We start from the raw sequence: 22,707 nt of genomic DNA, 5'->3' as shown, positions 1-22,707 counted from the left end.
TCTACTGTTCACCCATTCCATCAAGATTCTTTGACCCAAAGTTATCAAGCAATGCACGCACTTCATCTGTTGACTCTGTGCTCATTAATTGATTTCTTAATTCACTTGCCCCTCGAAACCCACGGACATATATCTTAAAAAAGCGATGAAGAGCCTTGAACGGGCGTAGCCCTAATTTTGAATATTTATCATGGAGATCCAGATGCAACCTTAAGAGATCAAGCAATTCCTTACTACTATGATCTTTCGGCTGCTTTTCAAAGGCAAATGGATTATTGAAAACACCACGCCCAATCATAATCCCATCAATACCGTATTGATGAGCGAGTTTTAAGCCAGTTTGACGGTCAGGAATATCCCCATTGATCGTCAAGAGTGTATCTGGTGCCACCTGGTCACGAAGTTTCTTAATCTCCGGGATTAGTTCCCAATGAGCATCTACTTTGCTCATTTCCTTTCTTGTACGCAGATGAATGGAAAGATTAACAATGTCTTGTTTCAATATGTGTGTTAGCCAGTCGTGCCATTCGTCTACATCCGTGTAACCAATCCTTGTCTTTACACTTACGGGCAATCCTCCTGCTTTTGCTGCTTGTATTATTTCTGCCGCAACTTCTGGACGACGGATAAGGCCACTTCCCTTCCCATTCTGTGCCACATTAGGTACAGGACAGCCCATATTGATATCCACACCCCGATAGCCTAGTTTCGCCATACCAATACTCATTTGCCGAAAGTATTCAGGCTTATCCCCCCATATATGGGCTACAATTGGTTGTTCATCCTCTGTAAAAGTCAAACGCCCACGCACACTATGGATGCCCTCTGGGTGACAATAGCTCTCCGTGTTTGTAAACTCTGTAAAAAACACGTCAGGTCTGGCTGCTTCACTCACCACATGGCGAAAAACAACATCCGTCACTTCTTCCATTGGTGCCAGTATAAAAAAAGGTCGTGGTAAATCACGCCAAAAATTATCTATCATATTCAAATTCAAATCCTCTCAAAATGGGATACCAGGCCAACCCCTTATCCCAAAATTAAAAAAGCAAAATGTACCTGCTTCTTTTACACTTATACCATGCTTAAACACTTTTTATCAAACTGATCAAAAATGTTTATTTTCACGAAATCGGGGTTTGTATCGGAAATATTTATTATAACTTCACAATAGCTGTACCACAACCAAAATATCTCCTGCTGAAATCCACCCCATCAACCAGCATTCCACTGTTCGAGTTAAAATAAAGGTTTGCTAAAAAGACTGAAAAGAAAATTGGAAGAACACTGGATTGACAAGGGGTTAAAAGGATAAAGACCCCGAAATCGCAAAAGTATTTTTTAAAGAAATAAGGGTCGGACTGGCAAATGTTTATTTTAACTAACAAGAGCGTTTTTTAATTAGACATCTTCAATTCCAAATCCGTCACGACTTCTACATGTCCAGAGTGTATGTGGCAACACATGGGGTGCTCGGGAGATAATTTTTGATTAATAAATCATCCTGATAAATATTCGTACACCGCTGCAAGTCCTACATTACGAAAAAAAGGGGTTGTTTTCAATGATGGTAGGTTACGCAAGAATTTCAACGATTACGATATAATAAGGATATTAGCAAGTTGAAGTAAAATCGATCAGGACCTCAGATAGAAATACTTAGTTGAATAACTAGGATTATCTGAATTCCCATTATCTCTAGGAGGTACATATTTGAAACAAACTAAATCGAATAAAGGTTGGTTAAGTCTTGGGGCAATCGGTTTATTTTTTCTTGGGAAAATGAAATGGTTGTTTGCATTATTAAAAATAGCAAAAGTAGGTTCATTGATTTCTATTTTTATCTCATTAGGAGCGTATGCCTTGGTTTACGGTTGGAAATTTGCCGTAGCCCTAGTCTATCTAATTTACATCCATGAAATGGGGCATTTACTTGCTGCTAAGAGAAAAGGCATCAAAACATCCAATGCCATTTTCATCCCGTTTGTCGGAGCGTTAATTGCCCTTAAAGAAGAACCCAAGAATGCTAACCAAGAAGCTTATCTTGCGTTCGGAGGTCCTTTATTAGGTACATTAGCATTTCTACCAGCCATCCCCCTATTTATGATGACCGAAAATCCGTTTTGGCTATTGGTTATTACACTGGGGGCAATGATTAATCTATTTAATCTAATGCCTGTACATCCTCTAGATGGAGGACGTATAGTAGGAGTCATCTCTACTAAGATTTGGGTATTAGGGATTATCGGAATGGTCGTATATATGTTCTTCCATCCAAATCCATTTTTAATTCTTTTCTTGTTATTAGGTATTACAAAGTGGTGGAAAGAATTCCGCAGCGAGATAACTAGAAATCAAAGAGATAGCGTAATCGAATTCAATCAATTTGGTTTAGAGCAGCTAGAGGAATATGCAGGTGCGACAGAAGAAGAAAAAATTCGCCTGTTTAATATTTGGAATGTGGAATTAAATCAACTAAGTCAGAAGCTAAACAAAACGAAGACTTGGCATATCCCACTCCTAGAAGATAATAAGCTAAAAGAAAGACAAGTGAACGAGTTAAAAGAAAATATATATAAGTCATTAGTTGATGCTGCTAATTCGAATGAATATCAGTACGGACCGACCGATTTTGAAAATATAGGCACGTATGAACGAACGGTTGCAACTTTCTTTAAAGAAGTGCAAGAACAAACAGAAATCAGGGATAAAGAACAATCCTATTACTCATCGAGTCTAAAAACAAAAATCATCTGGTTCTCATTATATATTGGACTCGCAATTTTCTTAATGTTAACAAGCTTTTATGCTGGTGATTTAATGGAACAATACAAAACGTTTTTGCCTTAATTTATTACTAAGGGGACCTATTATGATGGTCCCCTTTTAACTTATACGATTTATTGTTGTTTAGGCATTGTAAATCATTAATATTGATTGTGTACACATAAAAGAGACCGCTTGTGTTTAACGGGTTCAGTTTTTGAGTACAAAAAGAGAATTCGCATAAGTATTAGCACGGATTTAATATATAAATTTGTTGCTTTATTTTTGTTGGTATAGTAGTAAATTGATATTTCTTTACATTTGGCAAGTCAAACTCAAAAGTCAGCTCCAGAGAGATTCTCCAAGGAGGCTTCTTTTTCTTGTTTTAGTTTAAAGTCGGGTCTCCATTTTCTTAGAGTACATTAATTTATTAGCATTTTATCTAATTCACGAACTTTATCATATGACTCCAATAGTTGTTCAGGCATTAATGTTCTCCCATAATCCCAAGCATTAGTTTCTATTTCAGATTTTAGCTTTTCTTTTTCTTCTTCGTGACCATACATTAAAATCCTTAAATCATGTTTGTTCTTCTTAAAATCTAAATAATAACCAATCATACGATAAAGAATAATTTTAACAAAGTCTTCCTCTGTCTCTTTAATTCTAATTTTCCCTTTATAACCGTTAACTTGAAGGTAATTGTATTTTATAGTATTGGTCGATACGTTATAACTCATAGGTGCACTTAGATTATTGTCAAATTCATAAATAATATCCAAATTGTGCTCATTTAATGTGTTATTAATTATCTTTTCGATATCGCTTATATAAAGCATTTAACTATCACTTCCCTTTTAAAGATATACTTCATTATAGTTGTAGATTAAGTTATTCTTCCTTTATCAATATAATAAACTGTTGAGATATTAAAATCACACAGTTAAAAACAAAGGAAATATTTACTATATAATACTGAAGTGGAGGTAAGTCCTACGAGAAGTGTGATTAATCCCCTAATAGGAAAGGAATTTGCTTTTAATTACTCTTCCATACTTTCCTCCTTCTATTTATTTCACTTTAAAACTTTCTATCATTGTTTGTAATTCTTCTTGATATTGTTCTACCATCATTTCAAGTGAAGGCTTTGTATTATACTTTTCAAGCCAAGAAACGTAATGAAGTGCTCCATTATGCGCAATATCAAAGTAGTGGACAGGTTCGTTGTAACCACTCTCTCTGTGAGCTGAAAATTTATCTCTGAAGTCTTTCATCGTTTGCCAATATTTTGCATAGTCTTCATGCGTCATGTTCAGAGCTTCCAAGAAGTATTCCCGTGCATGGTATTTGGTAGTAAAGGTAATCCAACACATTATAGTAAAGTGGATTTTACCGAAGAATATCATTATGTACCTTAGAAAAGCCAAAAATACGGTCTTATTTTTAACATCCATCGTGAGCTGAATAAGCAAAAGGCTTTACCTACAGTTCCTTGAAATATTAATTATTACAAATAATTGTCCTGTAATACGTTTTAATCCTTCTCTATCCGCCACCAATTGAGTAAATAATACATAATGAACTATATCTTTAAAAACAAAAAAAGACCCAAATCCTTGTTATATCAAGGATTTGAGCCTTTGTTAGTTGATGACCTGTGAGGGATTCGAACCCACAACCCCTTCCCTGTCAATTTTGTTTCATTAAAACTGGTAAGTGCTTTTGTTTAAAAAAGGTTGAAGTTGAAGTATTAAGTCTGCTTCTTTTTATATACAAAAAAAGAATAAATGGTTTTTGTCCCTAAATAGAAATATAATTTAGTAGATATATGATAAGTAAGTATGAAAAGGTGGAGTTTTATTGGATATTTTATGGTGGGGATTAACAATCGTCTTATTTGCTTTAAGTTTTGTAGGAATTGTCTATCCTATTATTCCCTCGGTTGTTGCCATTTGGGGAGGATTTGCAGTTTATCAATTCCTCATTGATTCTGATGAGTTATCCTTATGGTTCTGGATCAGTATGGTTGTGTTGAGCGGTGTATTAATCGCGGCCGACATTATCGCAAATAGTTATTTCGTTAAAAAGTATGGGGGGTCAAAAAAATCCGAGACAATAGCAGCTATTGCCACGATTGTTGGGTCATTTGTCATCCCTCCTTTTGGAATAATTCTCGTACCATTTTTAGCAGTCCTCGTTTCGGAATTAATCATTCAAAAAGATATAAGGAAGGCTACTAAAGTTGGGTTTGCTACTATAATCGGTTTTTTAGGCGGCAGTTTAGCCAAAGTATTAATTCAATTATTGATGATCGTTTTTTTTATTTTAGCGGTAATTTTTTAATTACTTATCAACGGCCAAATTAGGAAAAAGCTGACTTTCAACAGTCAGCTTTTTCTATGAACAGAAGTCCGGATTGACTTATCCGGTACAAGAGAATAAGAGAAAAAAGTGATGGAGGAAAAGGAACTATTAGTGAGATAAGTAGATTGAAAGGATGTCACTTTAGGCGATAATTTGCACTTATTTTAAGTGCCATTTTGCACATGCAACTTTAAAACCCAGCTACCTTCATAAGAGAAGATTAGCAGGTTTCTTCATTATTACTGCTTTTCTAAATATCGATAAATCGTTGTTCGAGATACGCCCCATTTTTCTGCGACGTCTTTAATCGGTGTACCATTTTCAATTAGGGACTTCATCATTTCAATATCTTTCGGTCCAAATTTTTCAGGACGTCCACCAAGACGACCACGTGCACTAGCTGCAGCTAGTCCGGCAGCCGAACGTTCCTCAATTAAATTACGTTCAAATTCCGCAAACAAATGAAACATCAATTGGCCAGTGGCATTGCTTTTTTCCATTGTTAAATTTTCTTGTAGACTGTGGAAGCCCACACCACGTTCATTTAAGTTATTCACAATTTGAATTAACTCTTGCATATTGCGTCCTAATGGATCCTATCGCCAAACTACAATCGTATCGCCTTCACGTGCATACTGAAGTGCTTCCTCTAAACCAGAACGCTGTCTTTTTGCCCCACTCATTTTATCATGAAAAATTTTGGAACAGCCATATTGCGTAAGTCCATCTGTAAATGTAAATTTTGTAATCCCGTCGACACACGTGCATATCCAATTAACACTCAAACGCCAATCCCTTATAGATATGGGATTGGCGTTTGGCGTACTTCTTAAAGTTACAAATATGTTAAGTTCATTTTATAAACAACATTTCAAGAAATGTTTTTCAATTCCTGTTAATCGTAGGAATTCTTCTTTGTTTTGATCCTGTAATGACTGGTCAATCTCTTTTCGGATTTGCTCTTTTCGGAAATCAAGAAAGGCTTTGTTTATCACCATTTCAGCAAATTCAGAATCCTTGACGTTTATTTCAGGTTGTGGTGGTGTATTAGCCAAATTCTTTTCCATAGGAAACCAACTCCTTAACCTTTTTTCTATTATACCAAAAATTTTCAGATTATTCAAATAATTGAACAAGTAGTTCCAATGAAATAATCCGTTTGCTCAATGAAAATGAGTCAGTGAAAAATATAATTGAAAAAACAGGTAACAAGAATGACTATCTATAATATAAAGAAGAAAATATGAATTTGTGTAATTGTACAATTGTGTAGTTGAGTTAGAATTACAAAGTACAAATAAAGCCTACATCCCGATTAAGGATGTAGGCTGGTGATACTTTTGGTTGTTACTTTCCAATTATCCAGTTGAAAAGCCTATATTCTTTAAATATATATAAGAACAATTAGTTGCCTAAATATAAAGCCTGTATCTTAGATTACCGAATAATCATTGATACAGGCTTTTTTTATACTCCTTCTTGAACTAAACCAGCTAATTGGATGTCAATATCTTTCTCTAAAATTTTCATTTCCCTTATGATATACTATTTTTGGCCACGTCAAATACCCCTCCAAAACCCTTTTGGAAGGATTTTTCTCTGTTTCACAAAACCGTTAATTAGGCTAAATCTAGGAACGTTTCTTATCTCTTTAATAGAGCGTAAATCCAATTAAGAACTTATTCATACAGGCAACGATTGACACTTTGGCCGGTTTTCCTTCTGATTTTTTCTTATCATAGAATTCTTTAAGCTTTTTGTTCCTTGAACTTCTTATGCCGCATAGTACGGCAAGATACAGAGAATGACGTAGTCTGCTCGAACCTCTTTTTGTCATACGATTAATGGTTGCCGTAAACTTACCCGATGAGTGCCGGTTTTGGAGAAGATGCGACGACTTCTGTTTATGATTTTCGGGATGGCTGAGGGGGACTTCTTTACATTATTATTAATGACTTCAGTTGGTTGCCGAAATCTTATTTTTTAAAGAATAAAAATGAAGCATTCAAAACGTTCGTAAAAGTAATTGTAAGTTCTTGAAACTAGTTTGTACTTAAAAATGGATGTTTCAGGGTAAAACGCCGCCCTTAGTGAACGTGTACTTATATCAACGGTACTAATGCTTATATTCCATGATAAAAGAGCTGCTGGCTATGCCAACAGCCCTTACTTATCATTTTTTATTTTGTGTCTCTAAAGAAAGATGATTAAAGACAGTAGTTGAATTCCATACATTTAACCCTACACGCCCATTGTTAAAAGTCGTATCAGACTTTTCTAGGATCAGATTATCATCCAAATAAGTTTGGATGATACTGCCTTTTGCTGTAACTTTTAATTTGTATGTTTGATTAGGATTAAGTACCATATGTTCTTCCTGTAGAACTTCAATCTTCCCATCTACAATTTTAAACAATTTCAATATATCATTACGTACATCCACTGTAGCTATATAACCATTTTCGGCTTTTTCATCTGCTCGGAATAAAAGAGCTCCAGCTCCCTCGTTTAATACCTTCACCTCGGTTTTGTATGTGAAATCACTTGCGGTTTGAGAGGCAACTATAAAGCTGTCAGCATCGCTGCGGCCTTGTTTCCCTTCCCTAGTGTCTCCCCATTCACCATTGATTGTAGTCCATCCAGATAGATTGGAAACAATCGGACTGCTTCCCCATATACTTTTTAATGTATACATATCAAGAGAGTGTAAATGAGCAGTACCGCCAAGACTATAAAGTTCGACACCCTGATTCTCTGGTGATGAGAAAATTTGATCAGTTATCACTTGTTTCCCTTCATTAACAAACACTTCGACGGACGAACGATCTAGAAGAACTTTCAATTTCACTTTTCCATTTGTATTTTGTACGGGGGCTTCATGTATTTTTTTAACATTTGGACCAAAATCATATCCTGAATGGGTTCGGTCAATAAACACTGTTTCATTGCTAGGGTTGTATCCAATGGTCGTATATTGTCCATTACCATTTCTTACTTTAAATCCAACTTCACTTGCTTTATTTGCTGAAAATTCCGCTTCGATTTCTAACGTATCTCCCTTAATATTTTTCAATAGATTTTTACCAGGGATAATAGATTGGTTGCTTAACTTAAGACCTTTATCTCGTAAGGTTAATAATTGTTGTACAGGTGTTTGTTTCAATTGTAACCCCTTCTTTGTCTGCACTAACGATAATTCACGTGGAACAGTGGTTGAGCTTCTCCATGGGGAAGTTGGGGTGTCGTTCGCATATTGCCAGTTACTCATCCATCCCAACCATAATGGGTTGCCTTCATTCCCAGTATTACTCCATGTCACACCTGCATAAAAGTCTGCCCCATAATCCGTCCATAGAACCTTGTCTGACGAATTATTATTCGTGAATTTTTTTCCATCAAAGTCACCCACAAAGTATTGCATTCCTGAACCCCCGGCTGCTGCTCCATCATTTATACTTACAGACAACACCCACTTTTTCTTATTCGGATTCCCTTCAACCGGCACCTGAATTAATTCTGGACATTCCCACACTCCGCTATAAGATCCTTGTGTCCCTTCTGTCCATTCACCATTTATAAAGTCCCATTCTTTAATCAAGCCCTTTTGCTTACCTACGAATGGTGTATCAGTCTTAGTTGGATCATTGTCAAAAACAATAGGCAGTGACCCCTGATTGTATACATGAAAATCGTCCACATTAATGTGTCCCCAACCTCCAGTTTTATTGTCCACCACTTTCATATAGACGGTCTCTCCAATATATTTTGAAGCATCCCATGTCACACGGCGATACTTTTCATCCTCCGCCCACTTGGTGTTTTCTGCACGAATTAATTCCTTATTATCAGAGGCGCGGACGAGCGCTACATAAAGGTTTTTATCATATCCCCCACCAATCAAGAAATTAATTTCGCCGCTTCCCCCCAGTGTAAAATAGGAAGATCGAATCGAACCGGTTGCATCATCACCTTTTTCTGCTGTATATCCCCATAAATGATATTTATTCTGTTGTCCGAATGAACCACCCCAATAAGAAGTAGCTTTTGTAACATTTGCTGCCCCAAAAGCATCACCGTCAAGTACGTTCCATCCCTCTAGACTTCCTGACTCGAAATCAGGATTAGCAATATTTTGTTCCTTTGCCACAATGTAATTTTCTTTATTCACGTCTTGAAAGGTTACATTTGAATTACTGACAGTTAAACCAAAATGCCCGCTCTCATACGTTGTATCAACCTGTTCTATGATTTCTTTATTATCTATCAATACCTTTATCTTGCTGCCATTAGTATAAACAGAAACATCATAAACTTGATTTGAATCAATACTTATGGATTTTTCAGCTAAGATAGTAGGTCTATCGTTTTCAATTTTTAAAAGACTAACCTTACCCTTCCCAGCATCCAATTGGGCAATGTATCCATTTTCACCGTTTTTGTCAGCTCTGAAAAGAAGTCCACCTCTCGCATTTTTCCCATTTAGTATAACGTTCGCTCTATATCCAAATTGATCACCAACCTGTGAAGATACGTAATTACCGTTTGTTTTAGAATTCCCTACCTTCCCTTCCAACGTACTTTCCCATTTTCCATCTATAGCTTTCCAGCTAAGGATATTTGTTTTAAAGTTTGTCGCATTTTTAAAGAAAACATTCCTAAAAACAGAAACAGCATTTCTATTATATAAGCCAAAATTCCCACTTTCATACGAATTATCCGTTATTTTTATAACCGGTTTGTTTCCTATAGAAAGTTTTATGAAATCCTTTTTAGTTTCCACTCTCAACTTAGTTGAATCTTCATCCATCACTTTAATTTTCTTTTCCTGAAGGACGATTTTCTTTCCATCAACCAATTTGCTTAAAGTCACTTTCCCGGATTTGGCATCCAATCCAGCAAGATAAGCATTTTTTAAGGTAGAATCAGAACGAAAGACCAGTTCCCCGGAACCCTTTCGACCATTTTTTTCTCGTACACTTATATCCGCTTCATAAACAAAGTCACTGCCTGTTTGTTTGGATAACACTGATCCATCCTTATCTAGGCTTGTGGCTTGCACCGATTTCGGATCAACACCAAATGAACTCCCGTAGCTCCAGTCCTTTAAATTGGGTGAAGTGTAAATCATAACATCGTTTTTCGCTGCAAGCGTCATCACCCACTTTTTTGATTGATCATGCCAAAAAACCTTTGGATCCCGCCAATCTGAAATAGGAGGATTCGGCATAACCGGGTTCCCTTCATATTTTTTCCATGTTCTTCCTTTATCATTGCTATAAGCAAGACTTTGCACTTGCTTTGCCCCATCAGCATGAGTAAAAATCGCCACCATTGCTTCTTTTCCAAATCCTGCAGTATTGTTATAATCAATCACTGCGCTTCCTGAGAATATCATTCCATTTTCATCTGGATACAGAGCAACAGGCAAATGCTCCCAGTGAACTAAGTCTTTACTGACCGCATGTCCCCAATGCATAGGACCCCATTTAGAACTATAAGGATCGTTTTGATAAAAAAGGTGGTATTCCCCATCATAATAGACCATCCCATTCGGGTCATTCATCCAACTTGCTTCAGGTGAAAAATGAAATTGATTTCGGTTACTTTCATTATAATAGTTTGAATCGGCTGCAAATGTCGGAACAACTAGGATTAATGCTAGAGTACAAATTACACCACATGCTAAAAGTTTTTCTATTGCTTTTTTCAACGGCCTCACACCTTTGCAATTTGTTTTACTTTATAATGATTGAGACTGGCTTCTTAATCGGTCAATAAGTACAGCAGCAATGATCACACCGCCTTTAACAACGAGTTGCCAGTAATATCCAACATCCATTAACGTTAGTCCATTGCTTATTACACCCATTATTAAAACTCCTATAATGGTCCCTTGTATTCTCCCAACACCACCCGTTAAACTCGTGCCGCCTAATATTACTGCGGCAATAGCATCAAGTTCATACCCTAAACCTGCTGTTGGCTGTCCAGAAAATAATCGACCTGCCAGAACAACACCCGCAAGACCCGCTAATAGCCCGCTTAACGAATAAACTTTCATTAAAGTACGCTCTACTTTAATACCTGTAAGACGTGCCGCTTCCTCACTTCCACCAATTGCGTATACATGACGACCAAACATAGTATATTTCAAGACAAAGAACATACCAATATACACAATAACCATGATATAGATAGGAGTGGGGATTAAAAACAGCCGACCAGCTCCTAAAAATTTAAACAAATCTGACTCCACAACAATAGGGTAGCCACCGCTAATCACGTATGCAAGCCCTCTTACATATGTGAAACTTCCAAGGGTGACAATAAAGGCTGGCAATTTAGTTTTTGCTGTAAAAAATCCATTTACAAGTCCAAAGAAAGCCCCCACTAAAAGTCCAGCAGAGATTGACACCAACGGATGTACTCCCGCTTGGGAAATCATTACGGAAACAACACCTGATAAAGCAACAATGGCACCTACAGATAAATCAATTCCGCCTGTTAAAATGACAAGCGTCATTCCAGCTGCCAGTACACCATTTATGGACACTTGTTTAAGTACATTTAACAAGTTCGACATCTCCAGGAAATTTGGTGCAGTAAAAGCCAGCACAACACATAATAATACTAAAATAATGAGCATTCCTAAGCGATTCCAAATTTGTAGAGCTTCCTTTCCATATCGGGCTTTATCAGTGGTCACAACCGTTGTATTCGCTTTCATTTTCATTGCCCCCCTGTAGCAAAAAACATGATTTTTTCTTGTGTTGCTTCTTGCCTTGTTAAATGCCTTTGTAATTTACCTTCATGCATTACTAGAATTCGATCACTAATTCCCAAAATTTCAGGCAGCTCGGAGGAAACTACTAACACTGCCAATCCAGCTTCAGCTAACTTTGATACAATTTTATGAATCTCTGTTTTTGCCCCAATGTCCACACCTCTAGTTGGTTCATCGAGAAGTAGCACCTTTGGACCAATCGAGAGCCACCGTGCGATGACAACCTTTTGCTGGTTTCCACCGCTTAAATTGGCAACAAGCTGTTCAGACGAAGAAACCTTTACTCCTAATTCTTTTATAAGGTAATCTGCTTTTTGACCAATTTCTTTCCAGTTCAATTTACCAGCTTTGCGAAATTTTTTTAATTCATTCATAATAATATTTTCTTTGACACTCATGTTCAGAAACAATCCTTGCTCCTTTCGACTTTCCGGCACATGGGCAATTCCATGTCGGATTGCATCATTCGGAGAGGTAATATTCACTTTTTCTCCATTAACCAGAATTTCACCACCTGTTTTTTGAGAAGCTCCAAAGATAGTTCGAATTAATTCGGTTCTACCTGCCCCTACGAGACCAGCAAGTCCTACAATTTCTCCAGGATATATTTTAAACGAAACATTTTTCACAACCCTTTTATCAGATATTCCATTTATTTCGAGGGCGGGCTTCGTGTCATCGACACGAGAAGTAGCTACTTTTGTGTGCCTCTTAAAAAGGGAGTTTAATTCTCTTCCGACCATTAACTTTACAAGATGCTCAGGATTTGTTTCCTTGATTGGTCCACTATTTATCCACTCGCCATCTCTTAGAACGGTATACCTGTTTGAAATTCGAAAAATTTCATCCATTCGATGAGAGATATAAACAATAGCAACACCTTTCTTTTTTAAATCCTCAATTATCTCAAATAACTTTTCAATTTCTTTATCAGTTAACGACGCGGTCGGCTCATCCATAATTAACACGTCTGCCTTATATGAAAGAGCACGAGCAATTTCTACAACTTGTTGCTGTGCCACACTTAATGTGGATACTATCGTTTTGGGATTTAATTCAGATCCCATTGAATGTAAAATTTCTTTTGCTTTATGATAAACATCATCCCATTTAACCATGCCAAATTTATTTTCAGGAAATTTAGTACCCATTAAAATATTTTCACTTATTGTCAAATTTGGAGATAGCTTCAGTTCTTGGTGAATCACACTAATTCCTTGTTTCCTAGCTTCCACTGGACCACTCCAAGTGACAGAATTATTCTTATATATGATGCTGCCACCATTTGCATCAGGCTGATAGATACCTGATAATATTTTAATAAGAGTAGATTTCCCTGCTCCATTCTCCCCCATTAATGCATGAACTTCCCCCTTATAGAGTTCAAGATTAATATTTTTTAAAACAGTAACTCCTGAAAATGTCTTACTGGTCCCTTTCATTTTGAGAATGGGAGTGGGAGAGTCAGATACCGAAACAACATCATTCTCAATTAATTGTACACTGTTCACATTATTGTCCCCCTTAATGAATTAATTTCTTAAAAAAGATAAGATCTTCTAAGGAAGATCTTATTCAGCATCTCATTACCAACCTTTATAGTTGTTCACATTCTCTTGAGTAACTAATTCAACAGGAACTTTGACTAACTTGTCTACTTTCTTTCCATCCAACACATTTTTCCCAATTTCCAATGCTTTTCTCATCATCTCATCTGGATGCTGTGCAGAAGTAGCTGTAAAACTTTTTTTCTCTTTTAAAGCTTCGACTGCTTCTGGAGCACCATCTACACCCACTATAAAAAATTCCTTCTCACGTTCTGCTTGTTCTTGAGCAATCTTTACTCCAAGTGCTTCAGGATCATTAATAGCAAAAATTGCATCAATAGAGCCTTTCGAATGTGCTTGCAAGATATTTTCTGTTGCAGATAACGCTTTTTCTCTATTTCCTTCTCCATTTTGTTTAGCAATCACCTTAATCTCTGATTTCTTAATCGCTTCTTCAAAACCATTTATACGATCAGTAACTGCAGATACCGGTGGTCCTTCAATTATTGCTATATTTCCTTTCCCTTTTAATTGTTTGATCATATACTCACCTGCAATTTTGCCTGCTTGGTAATTGTCAGATGTAACGACACTGTCCACTCCGCCTTCTGCAGCTACATCAACTGCAATAACCGGGATACCCGCTGATTTGGCTTGTTGTACTGCCGCAGCAATTCCTTTTGAATCGACTGCATTTAATAGAATTAAATCAACTTCTTTTGTAATGAAATCTTCAATTTGAGAAGTTTGCTTCGCCAAATCATAGTCTGCACTCACCGTAATTAACTCAGCCCCCATTTCTTTTGTCGCTTCCTTCGCTCCTTTTGACATAGAAACAAAGAAAGGATTAGAGAGCGTTCCTAGTGTTAACCCTATTTTTAATTTTTGGTCACTTTTATTTTTTTCAACACTTCTCGTACTGTTTGATTGTGAATCTGATCCTGTATCAATTACGCTACAAGCAGTCAAAACAACCAGAAACAACATGATAATCAGAATAAATGACGATTTTAGATAAGTTTTCATAAAATCCTCCTGTTTTTTGAATTTCGCCTGTTATTGAGTTAGATTCTTAGTTAAAAAATGTATCACCTCCCCATTTTACATTTGGAATCGCTTTCATAATTGATCATTTATGATTTTTTTTGACCAACTATGATTATATATGACCATTTTATGAGAATCTTAAGTAATTGTCAATGTTTTCTAAAAATTTAGAATTCTTTTAAAAATAATGTATTGCTCTGCTTAATCGTGTACAATTACGATGTACACTGTGATGGAGGTAGATTTTTTTGTACAGTGAAGAGAGAAAATTAAAAATTATTGATTTTATTACTAACTATTCTAGAGCCTCAGTCCAAGATTTAAGTGATTTTCTAAAAGTATCGCAATCAACGATTCGAAGAGATTTGAAAGAACTTCAAACAACTAACCAGATTCAAAGAACTCATGGGGGAGCTGTTTCTTTACAAGCTGTTAATTTTGAACCAAAGATTATGGATAAAGAAGTTGAATATGTACAAGAAAAAAAAGCCATTGCAAAAAAAGCTGTTGAATTTATAGACGATGGAGATACAATTCTTTTAGATGCTGGAACAACTACTCTGCCAATCCTCGAAGATCTTCAACAGTTTTCCCAGTTAACAATAGTCACCAATTCCATACTGATTATGAGAAATTTCAAACCCACTGCAGGTATAGAAATATTGTTTTTAGGCGGAAGCCTGCGAAATGAAACGCTTGCATCGGTAGGATCATTTGCTGAAAACAACTTGGAAATGATCCGTGTGGACAAAGCTTTTGTGGCAATAAATGGTGTTCATTTAACTGAAGGTTTGACAACACCAAATTTAATTGAAGCTAGGATAAAAAAATTGATGATCCAGAATGCACAGCAAGTTTTCCTATTAAGCGACTCTAGCAAAATGGGAAAGGTCTCTTTTGCAAAGGTTGCAGACTTGCAGGAAATTGACAAATTTATTGTGGATGATCGACTCCACCCTTCCTTTAAAAAATCATTGGAAGACCTTGGGGTTGAGGTTATTTCTGTTCATACTCGACCTTGAAGCTATTTAACAGAAAAAAAACACTCCTTAATCTAAGAAGTGACTGACGATTGACCCTTATACAGTGATTGAAATTGAAAAAAATTCGTTTTTATATCGAATCATTTATCATAACGGCATAAATTTAGAATAAGGATTTTACAAAAGAAAATAGTCATTTTCTAAATATTTCTATCCAAAAGAAAAATAAACTTGCACAATTTGTTCTACCTTCGGCTGGAGTGTTTAACAAGTTACTCATAAGAGGAATTACAGACAAGGATTAAGTGAAATACAGAATTCCAATTAATTATTAAAAAAGGGATAAATTTAATATCTTCCTATCAGTAGAATGGTTTGTTAAATAAAAAAGAAAACGTCTGCACACAACCCTGTCAAGTAGACAATAAAAAAAGAGTAGTTCAAGCTGCGGCCTTTTCCTGGTATTCAATCGGGGAAAGGCCGTTAAATCTTTCTTGGAAGCGATCGGTATTGTAGAAGTCTATATACTCCTGAATAGCTATATAAGCTTGCTCTGCTGTTTTTGGGTGTACCAAATACTTCCTCCTTTTTCATAAATTAAAACTTCCATAATTTTCCCAATATCCTGTTTTGTTACTCCATTAACCTGCCCATTTAGTTCATTAAGTAAAAAAGCCAACAAATGGCAGCTCCGAATCTCAACTAAACCAGCTAATATGATGTCAATATCTTTCTCTAAAATTTCCATTTCCCTTATGATATACTATTTTTGACCATGCCAAATAACCCTCCAAAACCCTTTTGAAAGGATTTTCCTCCGTTTCACAAAACCGTTAATTAGGCTAAATCTAGGAATGTTTTCTTTTCTCTTTAATAGAGCGTAAATCCAATGAAGCAACTTATTCATACAGGCAACGATTGACACTTTGGCAGGTTTTTTCTTCTGTTTTTTTCTTATCATAGAATGCTTTAAGCTTTTTGTTCCTTGAACTTCTTATGCCGCATAGTACGGCAAGATACAGAGAATGACGTAGTCTGCTCGAACCTCTTTTTTAATGGTTGCGGTAAACTTACCCAATGAGTGAACACTTGGATCTACTCCAGCGAAGGCAACCAGTTTTTTCGGATGATTAAACCGATCGGTTTCACCAATTTCAGAGATAATCGTGTCTGCGATTTTTTCTCCGATACCGGGAATCGATTGGATGATCTTATATTCTTCCAGTTCATTTGCCAGGGCCACTATTCGATCTTCTAAATCAGAAAGGTTTCCCTGATAATGAAAAAGCAACTCCATATACATACAAAGATTGATTACGTGACTTTCATTAGTTTTTGGCTTTCCCCCACGCCCAGTGACCAGATCGGCTAGGACAGAACTCCATAACTCTCTCTGCTAGTTTACTTTCTCCGGCTGTTAATATCGCCTCTGAGGTAGGATATTGCTTTAACATCGATAAAGAAACCTCTAAATATATATCCTAATTTGTTCCGTTACTTTTAGCTTTATAAAATCTTGCAATAGCATTTGATGTTTTAGTCCTCTCGCTATTTTCCCACCTCAATTTTCTGCTGTAAAATCTTCGACTTTATTTCAAATCCACACGCCTAAAAACTCTTTTCCCATTGCAGGGTGTAAGTCTATCCATCAAGTTACTGGTGTAGATTGTCGGTATGCTGCTCTAGCTTTCTACTATCTCAATAACCAACGTTTAAATAGAAAATACTCTGGAGACTCATCTCCAGAGTATTTTCACACTATTATAAATATATATATTTATTTAACGGCTTCTTTTAATTCCTTACCTGGTTTAAAAGCTGGAACTTTAGAAGCAGCAATGCTTATTTCTTCACCAGTTTGTGGGTTTCGGCCAGTTCTTGCTGCACGTTCACGTACTTCAAACGTACCAAATCCAATTAATTGGATTTTTTCTTCCTTAGCAAGGGTGTTAGAAATCGTTTCAAATAACGCATCAACTGCCTTTGCAGCATCTTTTTGTGTCAGTTCAGCTTGTGTTGATACAGCTTTCACTAATTCAGTTTTATTCATTTAGACACCTCAATTTTATAAATATACTATAGACCCAAACATAACATATATCCCCTTTGTTTTCCACTTCAAGGAAGGAAAGAAACTGGACTGACTGTTAATAATCAGTATTATGTAAACTAAAATGAGCTCACTTTTCTGTAACCTTATATTGAGCATAGTAAACATAGCAAACCACAAATGTTGAACTTCCGTACTTGGACCTGTAAATTCAATTCATCTTCATTATTGCATCCTGCGAAGGAATCCCGAAAGGACTATTATAATACTCCTAGACCACAGTTTATAAAAAAGCAACCGTTTTATATCCAAACGGTTGCTTTTTTTCATTGCTATAAACGATTCCAAATTCTCTTTAAATCTATTGGTATGATGAGATGTGAAAAGTATGGTTCTAAACTTAACCCTTCTGTTTTATGTCTAGCTGGATTTATTGATGATAGGAGCCCATTCAGCGCACTTACACCATTAGATTTAAATCTCCACACCATAACTTACAAAGAACTTGAATATCATTTACAGGCATCATACTCAATGAAATTTAATTGATTGAAGTAGCATACAGAAAAGGATGGAGCATTCGCTCCTTCACTTTCTGTATTATGGCACATAAATCGAAGAATAGTCTTGGTCTACGACTATCAGATGAACTTTTCCACTTTATTTAAGGGCAGTTTTATTATACTTATACCTTGGCTAAAAGCTCCAAAGGTTTACTGAGCTTTCTTGAAAAGATTGCCTAATCAAAAAGGAGATAGAGCAACATTTTGGTCTAGATCATATTTAAGCAAAAGTTGCAGTACTAAAATACTTGCTTTATTATTTAGGGTATAGTATATTAATTGACACATCAACTATTGAGCTATCAATTATTTTGTCTAACGTATGAAAAGAGGGTGTTTCTTGACGAATTCATGTTCTAATGAATCTTTTATTTTATATATAATGAACTGCCTTAACAAACAGATAAGTTCAAAATTTGAAAGTTGTACCGGCATTAGTCAATCAAGACATGATATCTTATATCAGCTTTATCAAGTTGATGAAATTAGTCAAACAGCACTTCAAAAAGAGGTTAACATTGACGGTGCAGCGATTACCCGGCATTTAAAACAACTTGAAGCGACTGGGATGATTTTAAGACGCAAAGATCCGGAGGATAATCGATTTACACTTGTCTGTCTTTCAGATCATGGTCGCAAACAAATTATTCTCTACCAAGCTGAAAAGGCTCGTTTTGTCACTTTGATGCTTAAAGATTTTAAAGAAGAAGAACGTCAAGAGTTAACAGATATGCTGACACGCATTCAAAAAAATATAAGCCAAGTCTAACACTTGATTCGTTACAATTTGAAATGAGAATAACTATAAATTAAACTACTAAAGTTAAAAAGAGGAGACTAGCAACTATGACTACTACAGCACAATTAACAAATGATTTCAAAGAAATTGTCACTGGACGCCGTTCCATAAAAAATTACGACAAATCCGTAAAAATCAGTAGGGAAGAAATGGAGGAAATACTTACCTTAGCGACACTTGCTCCTTCTTCAGTTAATATGCAACCATGGCGCTTCCTTGTAATTGATAGTCCTGAGGGAAAAGCAACACTTGCACCTCTTGCTCGCTTTAACCAAAATCAAGTCGAAACATCTTCCGCAGTAATTGCCGTATTTGGTGATATGAACAATTTTGATAACGGCGAAGAAATCTACGGTAAAGCTGTAGATTTAGGGCTTATGCCTTTAGAAGTAAAAGAAAACATATTAGCCTCATTTGCTGGATATTTCGAAAAAATCACTAGTGAAGAAATGAAAGAGGTCGTTCTAGTTGATGGTGGTCTTGTATCCATGCAACTAATGCTTGCGGCTCGTGCTTATGGCTATGATACAAATCCAATCGGCGGCTATGAAAAAGACCAAATCGCAGAAGCTTTTGGATTAGATAAAGATCGATACGTACCAGTTATGCTAATTTCAATCGGTAAAGCAGCAGATAATGGCCATCAATCAGTTCGTCTTCCAATTGATAAAGTCGCACAATGGAAGTAATGTAATAAAGAATCCATTCATTAAATTTCAACCGAGTATGTTATTTTTACTATAATTATATATTAAGTTTATTATGCTTAACAAAAGAGAGGATGACGATTAATGATTATCATTCATGCCGTATTCAATATTAATCCAGCAAAACAAGATGCATTTCTAGAGGAGATTCAACCGCTAATCGTAGCTTCAAGAGCGGAAAGTGGAAATGTTTCTTACACTCTTCACAAAGCTACAGAAAAAGACAATGAATTTACAATGGTTGAAGTTTGGCAAGATCATCTAGCGGTTGAAAGCCATAATTCAAGTGAGCACTTCACCTCGTTTGTTGGTAAAGCTAAAGAATTCCTCTCTTCACCTTTAAATGTTAACGCATTTGAAGGACAACCATTAAAATAATGAGTTAAAATGTATGGGATTTCCTATATCCCATCTTATAAAACAAAGAGTTGCTGCTTCGGTAAAACAAGCTGCAACTCTTGTTTATTTCTATTCCATTTTCTCGAACATCACGCGCTTATTCGGCGTACATAATCTGTGTGACAATTTCCATGGAAAGAGGAATGCAAATAGTTCCATTTATTTATCGAATTCAGTTTTCCAAAGCATCCGCCAATGTTGTATTTCTCGGTTCTTCTATATTTTGCTTCTCCATTAAATTGGAGATTTCGTTGTTTGACACTTTTTGATTTTTGTTGTTAATTATTTTGATGTTCATGCGAATTCTAAAAGGGGGGCTGAAAGTGTATATGCTTCATTCACCCAGGATGGGTATCATCCACCATGAAGCGAAATATCTAGGGATGGCCGGCTAATTTTTTGACGATTTTCTTCTATTATAAAATAATCTTTTTAAAGTCATTTTCATACTCTTTAACTAGTTTATAAAAAGACGTCTTTTTAACCCCTAATTCCGACATGGCTTTAACAGCTGTCATCTCTCCTACTTTCCATAAATCATAGACTTCTTTAAACTCTTCCGTTACTTGAGCTTTGGTCGCCCGAAAGGCACACCTTCAATTTCTTTTAGAAATTCTAAAAAATGCTCTAACTCCTTTTTGATATGCTTCATTGAAAAGCTCTTCCCATAGGGTTTAGATTGATCTAAGAATGCCTGTACTTGACTCTCTCCTTTTGCCACATCCAGACCAACAACTGGATTCATTATCTTTACCTCCTCTACTTATTAACTAGTACCCCTAATCCTCCATGTAGTGTCATAGCTTCGCTTGTTATACGAGATCTGCGTCCCAACCAGACTCAAACATGTTTCTACAAGTAGGGGGCGGACAGTTTAGTTCACGGGATCAAGCCCCACGCACCCGTACGTCCTACCCTGGCAACTGATATAATAGATTCTATTAAAAAAGGTCAACCAGTAAAATAAACTGTACCATTTGTAAAAGACGTTAAAAAAAGACGACTCTTTTATCTATCGAAGGTGACCTTCTATTGCTTGGCTATTTCTAAGTTCCAATAAACTCTCCAATTTTCTCTTCACTCTCTGCAACGCATTATCTATAGACTTGGCGTGAGTATTTAATTTATTAGACATTTCTATATAGGTAAGGTCCTCTAAGTAAAAAGCCAAAACCTTCTTTTCTAACGGACTTAGAACCTCAGATAATTTTAATTCCAAATCATCAGCAGATTCTTTATCAATCAATATCGCAACGGGATCAGAAATAACGGTGTCTGTCGTTACTTCCATAAGAGTATGGCCCGGATTTTCTTCATATATAGGCATATCAAGCGAAATAGAAGAATTTAACGGAGTATGTTTTTGACGAGTAGCTGCCTTGATGGCTGTAATAATTTGCCTCGTGATACATAGTTCTGCAAACGCTTTAAAATAAGATTGTTTCTCGCCATTATAATCCCTAATGGCTTTGAACAATCCTATCATCCCCTCTTGGATAATATCTTCTTTATCTGCCCCAATTAGGAAGTACTTGTTAGCCTTAACCTTTACAAATGATTGGTATTTCTTCAAGAGAACTTCTAATGCCTCCATATTTCCTTGTCGGACTTTTTCTATTAATACTCCATCTTCTAAATTAGCACATAGGAATGACGGCTTTACTTCGATAGCTATACTCACTCAAATCCCTCCAGCGGCTGCATTCAGTTGAGCCGTGTTGTTTAAACAGACGACCATTTTATATGCGATAAATTACCAGTTTATTTAATAATAACCTATAGCAACCTCTGATGATATTAGATTATTTCGACAATTAACTACATTCCTATACACCTTCGTTTAGTTTGAAGGAACCGTTTACACCTTTTTTTAGGCTGTTTTCTAAAAGATCGTTGCTCTAAGGATAAACATTTCTTATCCATTTCCACTTCTTAACTTCCTTCAGATGTTCCTCTTCCGTATATTTTAACAAAACAAATATGAAAAAGATTATTCCTGGAATTATAAACAATAATCCAACAACCAAAGCATCCAATCCTTCTCCTCCTAAAAGGCTGTAATTCACATCATTTTATCAGAAAACAATCATATAGCCTTTAGGTAGAATATGGACATTCTTCTTCAACAAACCTGCCCCTTTAGTATAGTAACTAAACTGTAAACGGATTGTTACGCTAATAGCATTGTTGTAGAAGACTTCAATGTATATAATTAATACTCGTTAAGGAGTGAAGAAAGATGATAAGCGTAACAGTAGATAAGTTAAAATTCAAGAAACAATTATCGGTGGTTGAACAAATCACACTGAAAAATTTTCTGTATACCTGGGTAGGTAACTCAAGCAAGGGATTGGATGATTTTTTTCACCTTGAGTACACAGTAGATGTATTTGCTAAAATGGAAAAAACGACGAATGACACCGATTTGTTGATTTCTGATGATGATTATTTCAGATACATAACAGTGACGGAAGATAATCAAATTGTGATAGGTGTTTTAGATATGAATTCAGAATTAAAAAATAGAATAATTTCACTAGATAAGATGAAATAATTCTTCGTTTTCTTTAACCCATACAAAAAGAGGCAGCGTGGTACACTGTCTTTTTTTATTTGTTCGCTATATGTCTTATGCAACGTTACTGAATTATCCTGCCCCGTTAGTTCCATAAATAAAAAGCTGCCTTAATGACAGCTT

20 protein-coding genes and 5 pseudogenes are annotated in these 22,707 nt (G+C 36.0%); 7 read left to right on the top strand and 18 right to left on the bottom strand.

The window, feature by feature from the left end; genetic code table 11:
• Window position 1: 1 nt before the first annotated feature.
• Window positions 2–985 carry a tRNA dihydrouridine synthase gene (locus QUF78_RS11005; protein WP_289316796.1) on the bottom strand — a complete coding sequence of 328 codons (984 nt, stop codon included), beginning with the start codon at window positions 983–985 and terminating at the stop codon, window positions 2–4.
• Between the two features lie 728 nt (window positions 986–1,713).
• On the opposite strand from QUF78_RS11005, the gene QUF78_RS11000 reads away from it, so the two are divergent.
• On the top strand, window positions 1,714–2,850 hold the full coding sequence (locus QUF78_RS11000; protein ID WP_289324666.1) for a site-2 protease family protein: 1,137 nt from the start codon (window positions 1,714–1,716) through the stop codon (window positions 2,848–2,850).
• A 338-nt stretch (window positions 2,851–3,188) separates the two neighbouring features.
• Here QUF78_RS11000 and QUF78_RS10995 read toward each other — a convergent pair whose 3' ends face one another.
• Together QUF78_RS10995 and QUF78_RS10990 are read right to left on the bottom strand one after the other, a co-directional pair.
• Window positions 3,189–3,605 (bottom strand): hypothetical protein, encoded by a 417-nt coding sequence (locus QUF78_RS10995; protein WP_289324665.1) that lies wholly within the window; start codon window positions 3,603–3,605, stop codon window positions 3,189–3,191.
• Between the two features lie 231 nt (window positions 3,606–3,836).
• Entirely contained in the window at window positions 3,837–4,076 is a 240-nt protein-coding gene (locus QUF78_RS10990) for a hypothetical protein (protein ID WP_289324664.1), read from the bottom strand.
• A gap of 550 nt (window positions 4,077–4,626) precedes the next feature.
• On the opposite strand from QUF78_RS10990, the gene QUF78_RS10985 reads away from it, so the two are divergent.
• Complete coding sequence (locus QUF78_RS10985) at window positions 4,627–5,109, top strand: DUF456 domain-containing protein (RefSeq protein WP_289324663.1); 483 nt, start codon at window positions 4,627–4,629, stop codon at window positions 5,107–5,109.
• A 260-nt stretch (window positions 5,110–5,369) separates the two neighbouring features.
• On the opposite strand, the pseudogene QUF78_RS10980 reads toward QUF78_RS10985, so the two are convergent.
• The 7 genes and pseudogenes from QUF78_RS10980 to QUF78_RS10945 all read right to left on the bottom strand — a co-directional run bounded on the left by QUF78_RS10980 (window position 5,370) and on the right by QUF78_RS10945 (window position 14,487).
• Window positions 5,370–5,911, bottom strand: a pseudogene (locus tag QUF78_RS10980) (recombinase family protein).
• Window positions 5,912–5,987: 76 nt separating this feature from the next.
• Complete coding sequence (locus QUF78_RS10975) at window positions 5,988–6,197, bottom strand: IDEAL domain-containing protein (protein WP_289324662.1); 210 nt, start codon at window positions 6,195–6,197, stop codon at window positions 5,988–5,990.
• A 576-nt stretch (window positions 6,198–6,773) separates the two neighbouring features.
• Window positions 6,774–7,003 (bottom strand): annotated as a pseudogene (locus QUF78_RS10970) (transposase); the annotation flags it as partial.
• 300 nt (window positions 7,004–7,303) lie between these two features.
• Complete coding sequence (locus tag QUF78_RS28005; protein ID WP_483313843.1) at window positions 7,304–10,840, bottom strand: GH32 C-terminal domain-containing protein; 3,537 nt, start codon at window positions 10,838–10,840, stop codon at window positions 7,304–7,306.
• 30 nt (window positions 10,841–10,870) lie between these two features.
• Complete coding sequence (locus QUF78_RS10955) at window positions 10,871–11,857, bottom strand: ABC transporter permease (protein ID WP_285847389.1); 987 nt, start codon at window positions 11,855–11,857, stop codon at window positions 10,871–10,873.
• A 2-nt stretch (window positions 11,858–11,859) separates the two neighbouring features.
• The gene (locus QUF78_RS10950; RefSeq protein WP_289327293.1) at window positions 11,860–13,356 is read right to left on the bottom strand and encodes a sugar ABC transporter ATP-binding protein; all 1,497 of its coding nucleotides are present in this window, start codon (window positions 13,354–13,356) and stop codon (window positions 11,860–11,862) included.
• A gap of 144 nt (window positions 13,357–13,500) precedes the next feature.
• On the bottom strand, window positions 13,501–14,487 hold the full coding sequence (locus tag QUF78_RS10945) for an ABC transporter substrate-binding protein (protein ID WP_289324661.1): 987 nt from the start codon (window positions 14,485–14,487) through the stop codon (window positions 13,501–13,503).
• Between the two features lie 269 nt (window positions 14,488–14,756).
• On the opposite strand from QUF78_RS10945, the gene QUF78_RS10940 reads away from it, so the two are divergent.
• Window positions 14,757–15,530, top strand: a complete 774-nt coding sequence (locus QUF78_RS10940; RefSeq protein WP_289324660.1) for a DeoR/GlpR family DNA-binding transcription regulator — start codon at window positions 14,757–14,759, stop codon at window positions 15,528–15,530.
• Between the two features lie 401 nt (window positions 15,531–15,931).
• Here the strand turns inward: QUF78_RS10940 and QUF78_RS10935 are convergent.
• From QUF78_RS10935 to QUF78_RS10920, 4 genes and pseudogenes are all read right to left on the bottom strand, one after another.
• Window positions 15,932–16,069: pseudogene (locus QUF78_RS10935) on the bottom strand (IS3 family transposase); the annotation flags it as partial.
• On the bottom strand, window positions 16,030–16,239 hold the full coding sequence (locus tag QUF78_RS10930; RefSeq protein WP_289324659.1) for a hypothetical protein: 210 nt from the start codon (window positions 16,237–16,239) through the stop codon (window positions 16,030–16,032). The pseudogene QUF78_RS10935 and the gene QUF78_RS10930, both read right to left, overlap by 40 nt.
• A gap of 114 nt (window positions 16,240–16,353) precedes the next feature.
• Window positions 16,354–16,957: pseudogene (locus QUF78_RS10925) on the bottom strand (transposase); the annotation flags it as partial.
• A gap of 311 nt (window positions 16,958–17,268) precedes the next feature.
• On the bottom strand, window positions 17,269–17,541 hold the full coding sequence (locus QUF78_RS10920) for an HU family DNA-binding protein (protein WP_207441015.1): 273 nt from the start codon (window positions 17,539–17,541) through the stop codon (window positions 17,269–17,271).
• Window positions 17,542–18,444: 903 nt separating this feature from the next.
• On the opposite strand from QUF78_RS10920, the gene QUF78_RS10915 reads away from it, so the two are divergent.
• The 3 genes from QUF78_RS10915 (at window position 18,445) to QUF78_RS10905 (ending at window position 19,988) form a co-directional block, all read left to right on the top strand.
• Window positions 18,445–18,873: a MarR family winged helix-turn-helix transcriptional regulator gene (locus QUF78_RS10915; protein WP_056529680.1), complete on the top strand. Its 429-nt coding sequence runs from the start codon at window positions 18,445–18,447 to the stop codon at window positions 18,871–18,873.
• A gap of 77 nt (window positions 18,874–18,950) precedes the next feature.
• Window positions 18,951–19,592: a nitroreductase family protein gene (locus tag QUF78_RS10910; protein ID WP_056529677.1), complete on the top strand. Its 642-nt coding sequence runs from the start codon at window positions 18,951–18,953 to the stop codon at window positions 19,590–19,592.
• Window positions 19,593–19,694: 102 nt separating this feature from the next.
• Window positions 19,695–19,988: a putative quinol monooxygenase gene (locus QUF78_RS10905; RefSeq protein WP_289324658.1), complete on the top strand. Its 294-nt coding sequence runs from the start codon at window positions 19,695–19,697 to the stop codon at window positions 19,986–19,988.
• A 193-nt stretch (window positions 19,989–20,181) separates the two neighbouring features.
• On the opposite strand, the gene QUF78_RS10900 is transcribed toward QUF78_RS10905, so the two are convergent.
• The 4 genes and pseudogenes from QUF78_RS10900 to QUF78_RS10885 all read right to left on the bottom strand — a co-directional run bounded on the left by QUF78_RS10900 (window position 20,182) and on the right by QUF78_RS10885 (window position 22,045).
• Window positions 20,182–20,307: a hypothetical protein gene (locus QUF78_RS10900; RefSeq protein WP_289324657.1), complete on the bottom strand. Its 126-nt coding sequence runs from the start codon at window positions 20,305–20,307 to the stop codon at window positions 20,182–20,184.
• A gap of 297 nt (window positions 20,308–20,604) precedes the next feature.
• Window positions 20,605–20,754, bottom strand: a pseudogene (locus QUF78_RS10895) (IS110 family transposase); the annotation flags it as partial.
• 267 nt (window positions 20,755–21,021) lie between these two features.
• Window positions 21,022–21,690 carry an RNA polymerase sporulation sigma factor SigH gene (gene sigH, locus QUF78_RS10890; protein WP_289324656.1) on the bottom strand — a complete coding sequence of 223 codons (669 nt, stop codon included), beginning with the start codon at window positions 21,688–21,690 and terminating at the stop codon, window positions 21,022–21,024.
• A 217-nt stretch (window positions 21,691–21,907) separates the two neighbouring features.
• On the bottom strand, window positions 21,908–22,045 hold the full coding sequence (locus tag QUF78_RS10885) for a hypothetical protein (RefSeq protein ID WP_289324655.1): 138 nt from the start codon (window positions 22,043–22,045) through the stop codon (window positions 21,908–21,910).
• Between the two features lie 203 nt (window positions 22,046–22,248).
• Here QUF78_RS10885 and QUF78_RS10880 point away from each other — a divergent pair, with 203 nt between their 5' ends.
• A complete protein-coding gene (locus QUF78_RS10880; RefSeq protein WP_289324654.1) occupies window positions 22,249–22,563 on the top strand; it encodes a hypothetical protein in 315 nt (104 codons plus the stop codon).
• Window positions 22,564–22,707: the final 144 nt, after the last annotated feature.

The organism is Peribacillus sp. ACCC06369, from assembly GCF_030348945.1.
In the GTDB taxonomy this organism is placed as follows: domain Bacteria; phylum Bacillota; class Bacilli; order Bacillales; family DSM-1321; genus Peribacillus.
Note: the sequence above shows the minus strand (reverse complement) of the source record. Positions and strands in the feature narration are given on the sequence as shown.

What these genes read in the sequence shown, in the direction of transcription:
- QUF78_RS11005 (WP_289316796.1), bottom strand. Translation starts at nt 985, where the DNA reads ATGATAGATAATTTTTGGCGTGATTTACCACGACCTTTTTTTATACTG.
- QUF78_RS10995 (WP_289324665.1), bottom strand. Translation starts at nt 3,605, where the DNA reads ATGCTTTATATAAGCGATATCGAAAAGATAATTAATAACACATTAAAT.
- QUF78_RS10990 (WP_289324664.1), bottom strand. Translation starts at nt 4,076, where the DNA reads ATGACGCATGAAGACTATGCAAAATATTGGCAAACGATGAAAGACTTC.
- QUF78_RS10975 (WP_289324662.1), bottom strand. Translation starts at nt 6,197, where the DNA reads ATGGAAAAGAATTTGGCTAATACACCACCACAACCTGAAATAAACGTC.
- QUF78_RS10955 (WP_285847389.1), bottom strand. Translation starts at nt 11,857, where the DNA reads ATGAAAGCGAATACAACGGTTGTGACCACTGATAAAGCCCGATATGGA.
- QUF78_RS10950 (WP_289327293.1), bottom strand. Translation starts at nt 13,356, where the DNA reads ATGAAAGGGACCAGTAAGACATTTTCAGGAGTTACTGTTTTAAAAAAT.
- QUF78_RS10945 (WP_289324661.1), bottom strand. Translation starts at nt 14,487, where the DNA reads ATGAAAACTTATCTAAAATCGTCATTTATTCTGATTATCATGTTGTTT.
- QUF78_RS10930 (WP_289324659.1), bottom strand. Translation starts at nt 16,239, where the DNA reads ATGGAAATTTTAGAGAAAGATATTGACATCATATTAGCTGGTTTAGTT.
- QUF78_RS10920 (WP_207441015.1), bottom strand. Translation starts at nt 17,541, where the DNA reads ATGAATAAAACTGAATTAGTGAAAGCTGTATCAACACAAGCTGAACTG.
- QUF78_RS10910 (WP_056529677.1), top strand. Translation starts at nt 18,951, where the DNA reads ATGACTACTACAGCACAATTAACAAATGATTTCAAAGAAATTGTCACT.
- QUF78_RS10905 (WP_289324658.1), top strand. Translation starts at nt 19,695, where the DNA reads ATGATTATCATTCATGCCGTATTCAATATTAATCCAGCAAAACAAGAT.
- QUF78_RS10900 (WP_289324657.1), bottom strand. Translation starts at nt 20,307, where the DNA reads ATGAACATCAAAATAATTAACAACAAAAATCAAAAAGTGTCAAACAAC.
- QUF78_RS10880 (WP_289324654.1), top strand. Translation starts at nt 22,249, where the DNA reads ATGATAAGCGTAACAGTAGATAAGTTAAAATTCAAGAAACAATTATCG.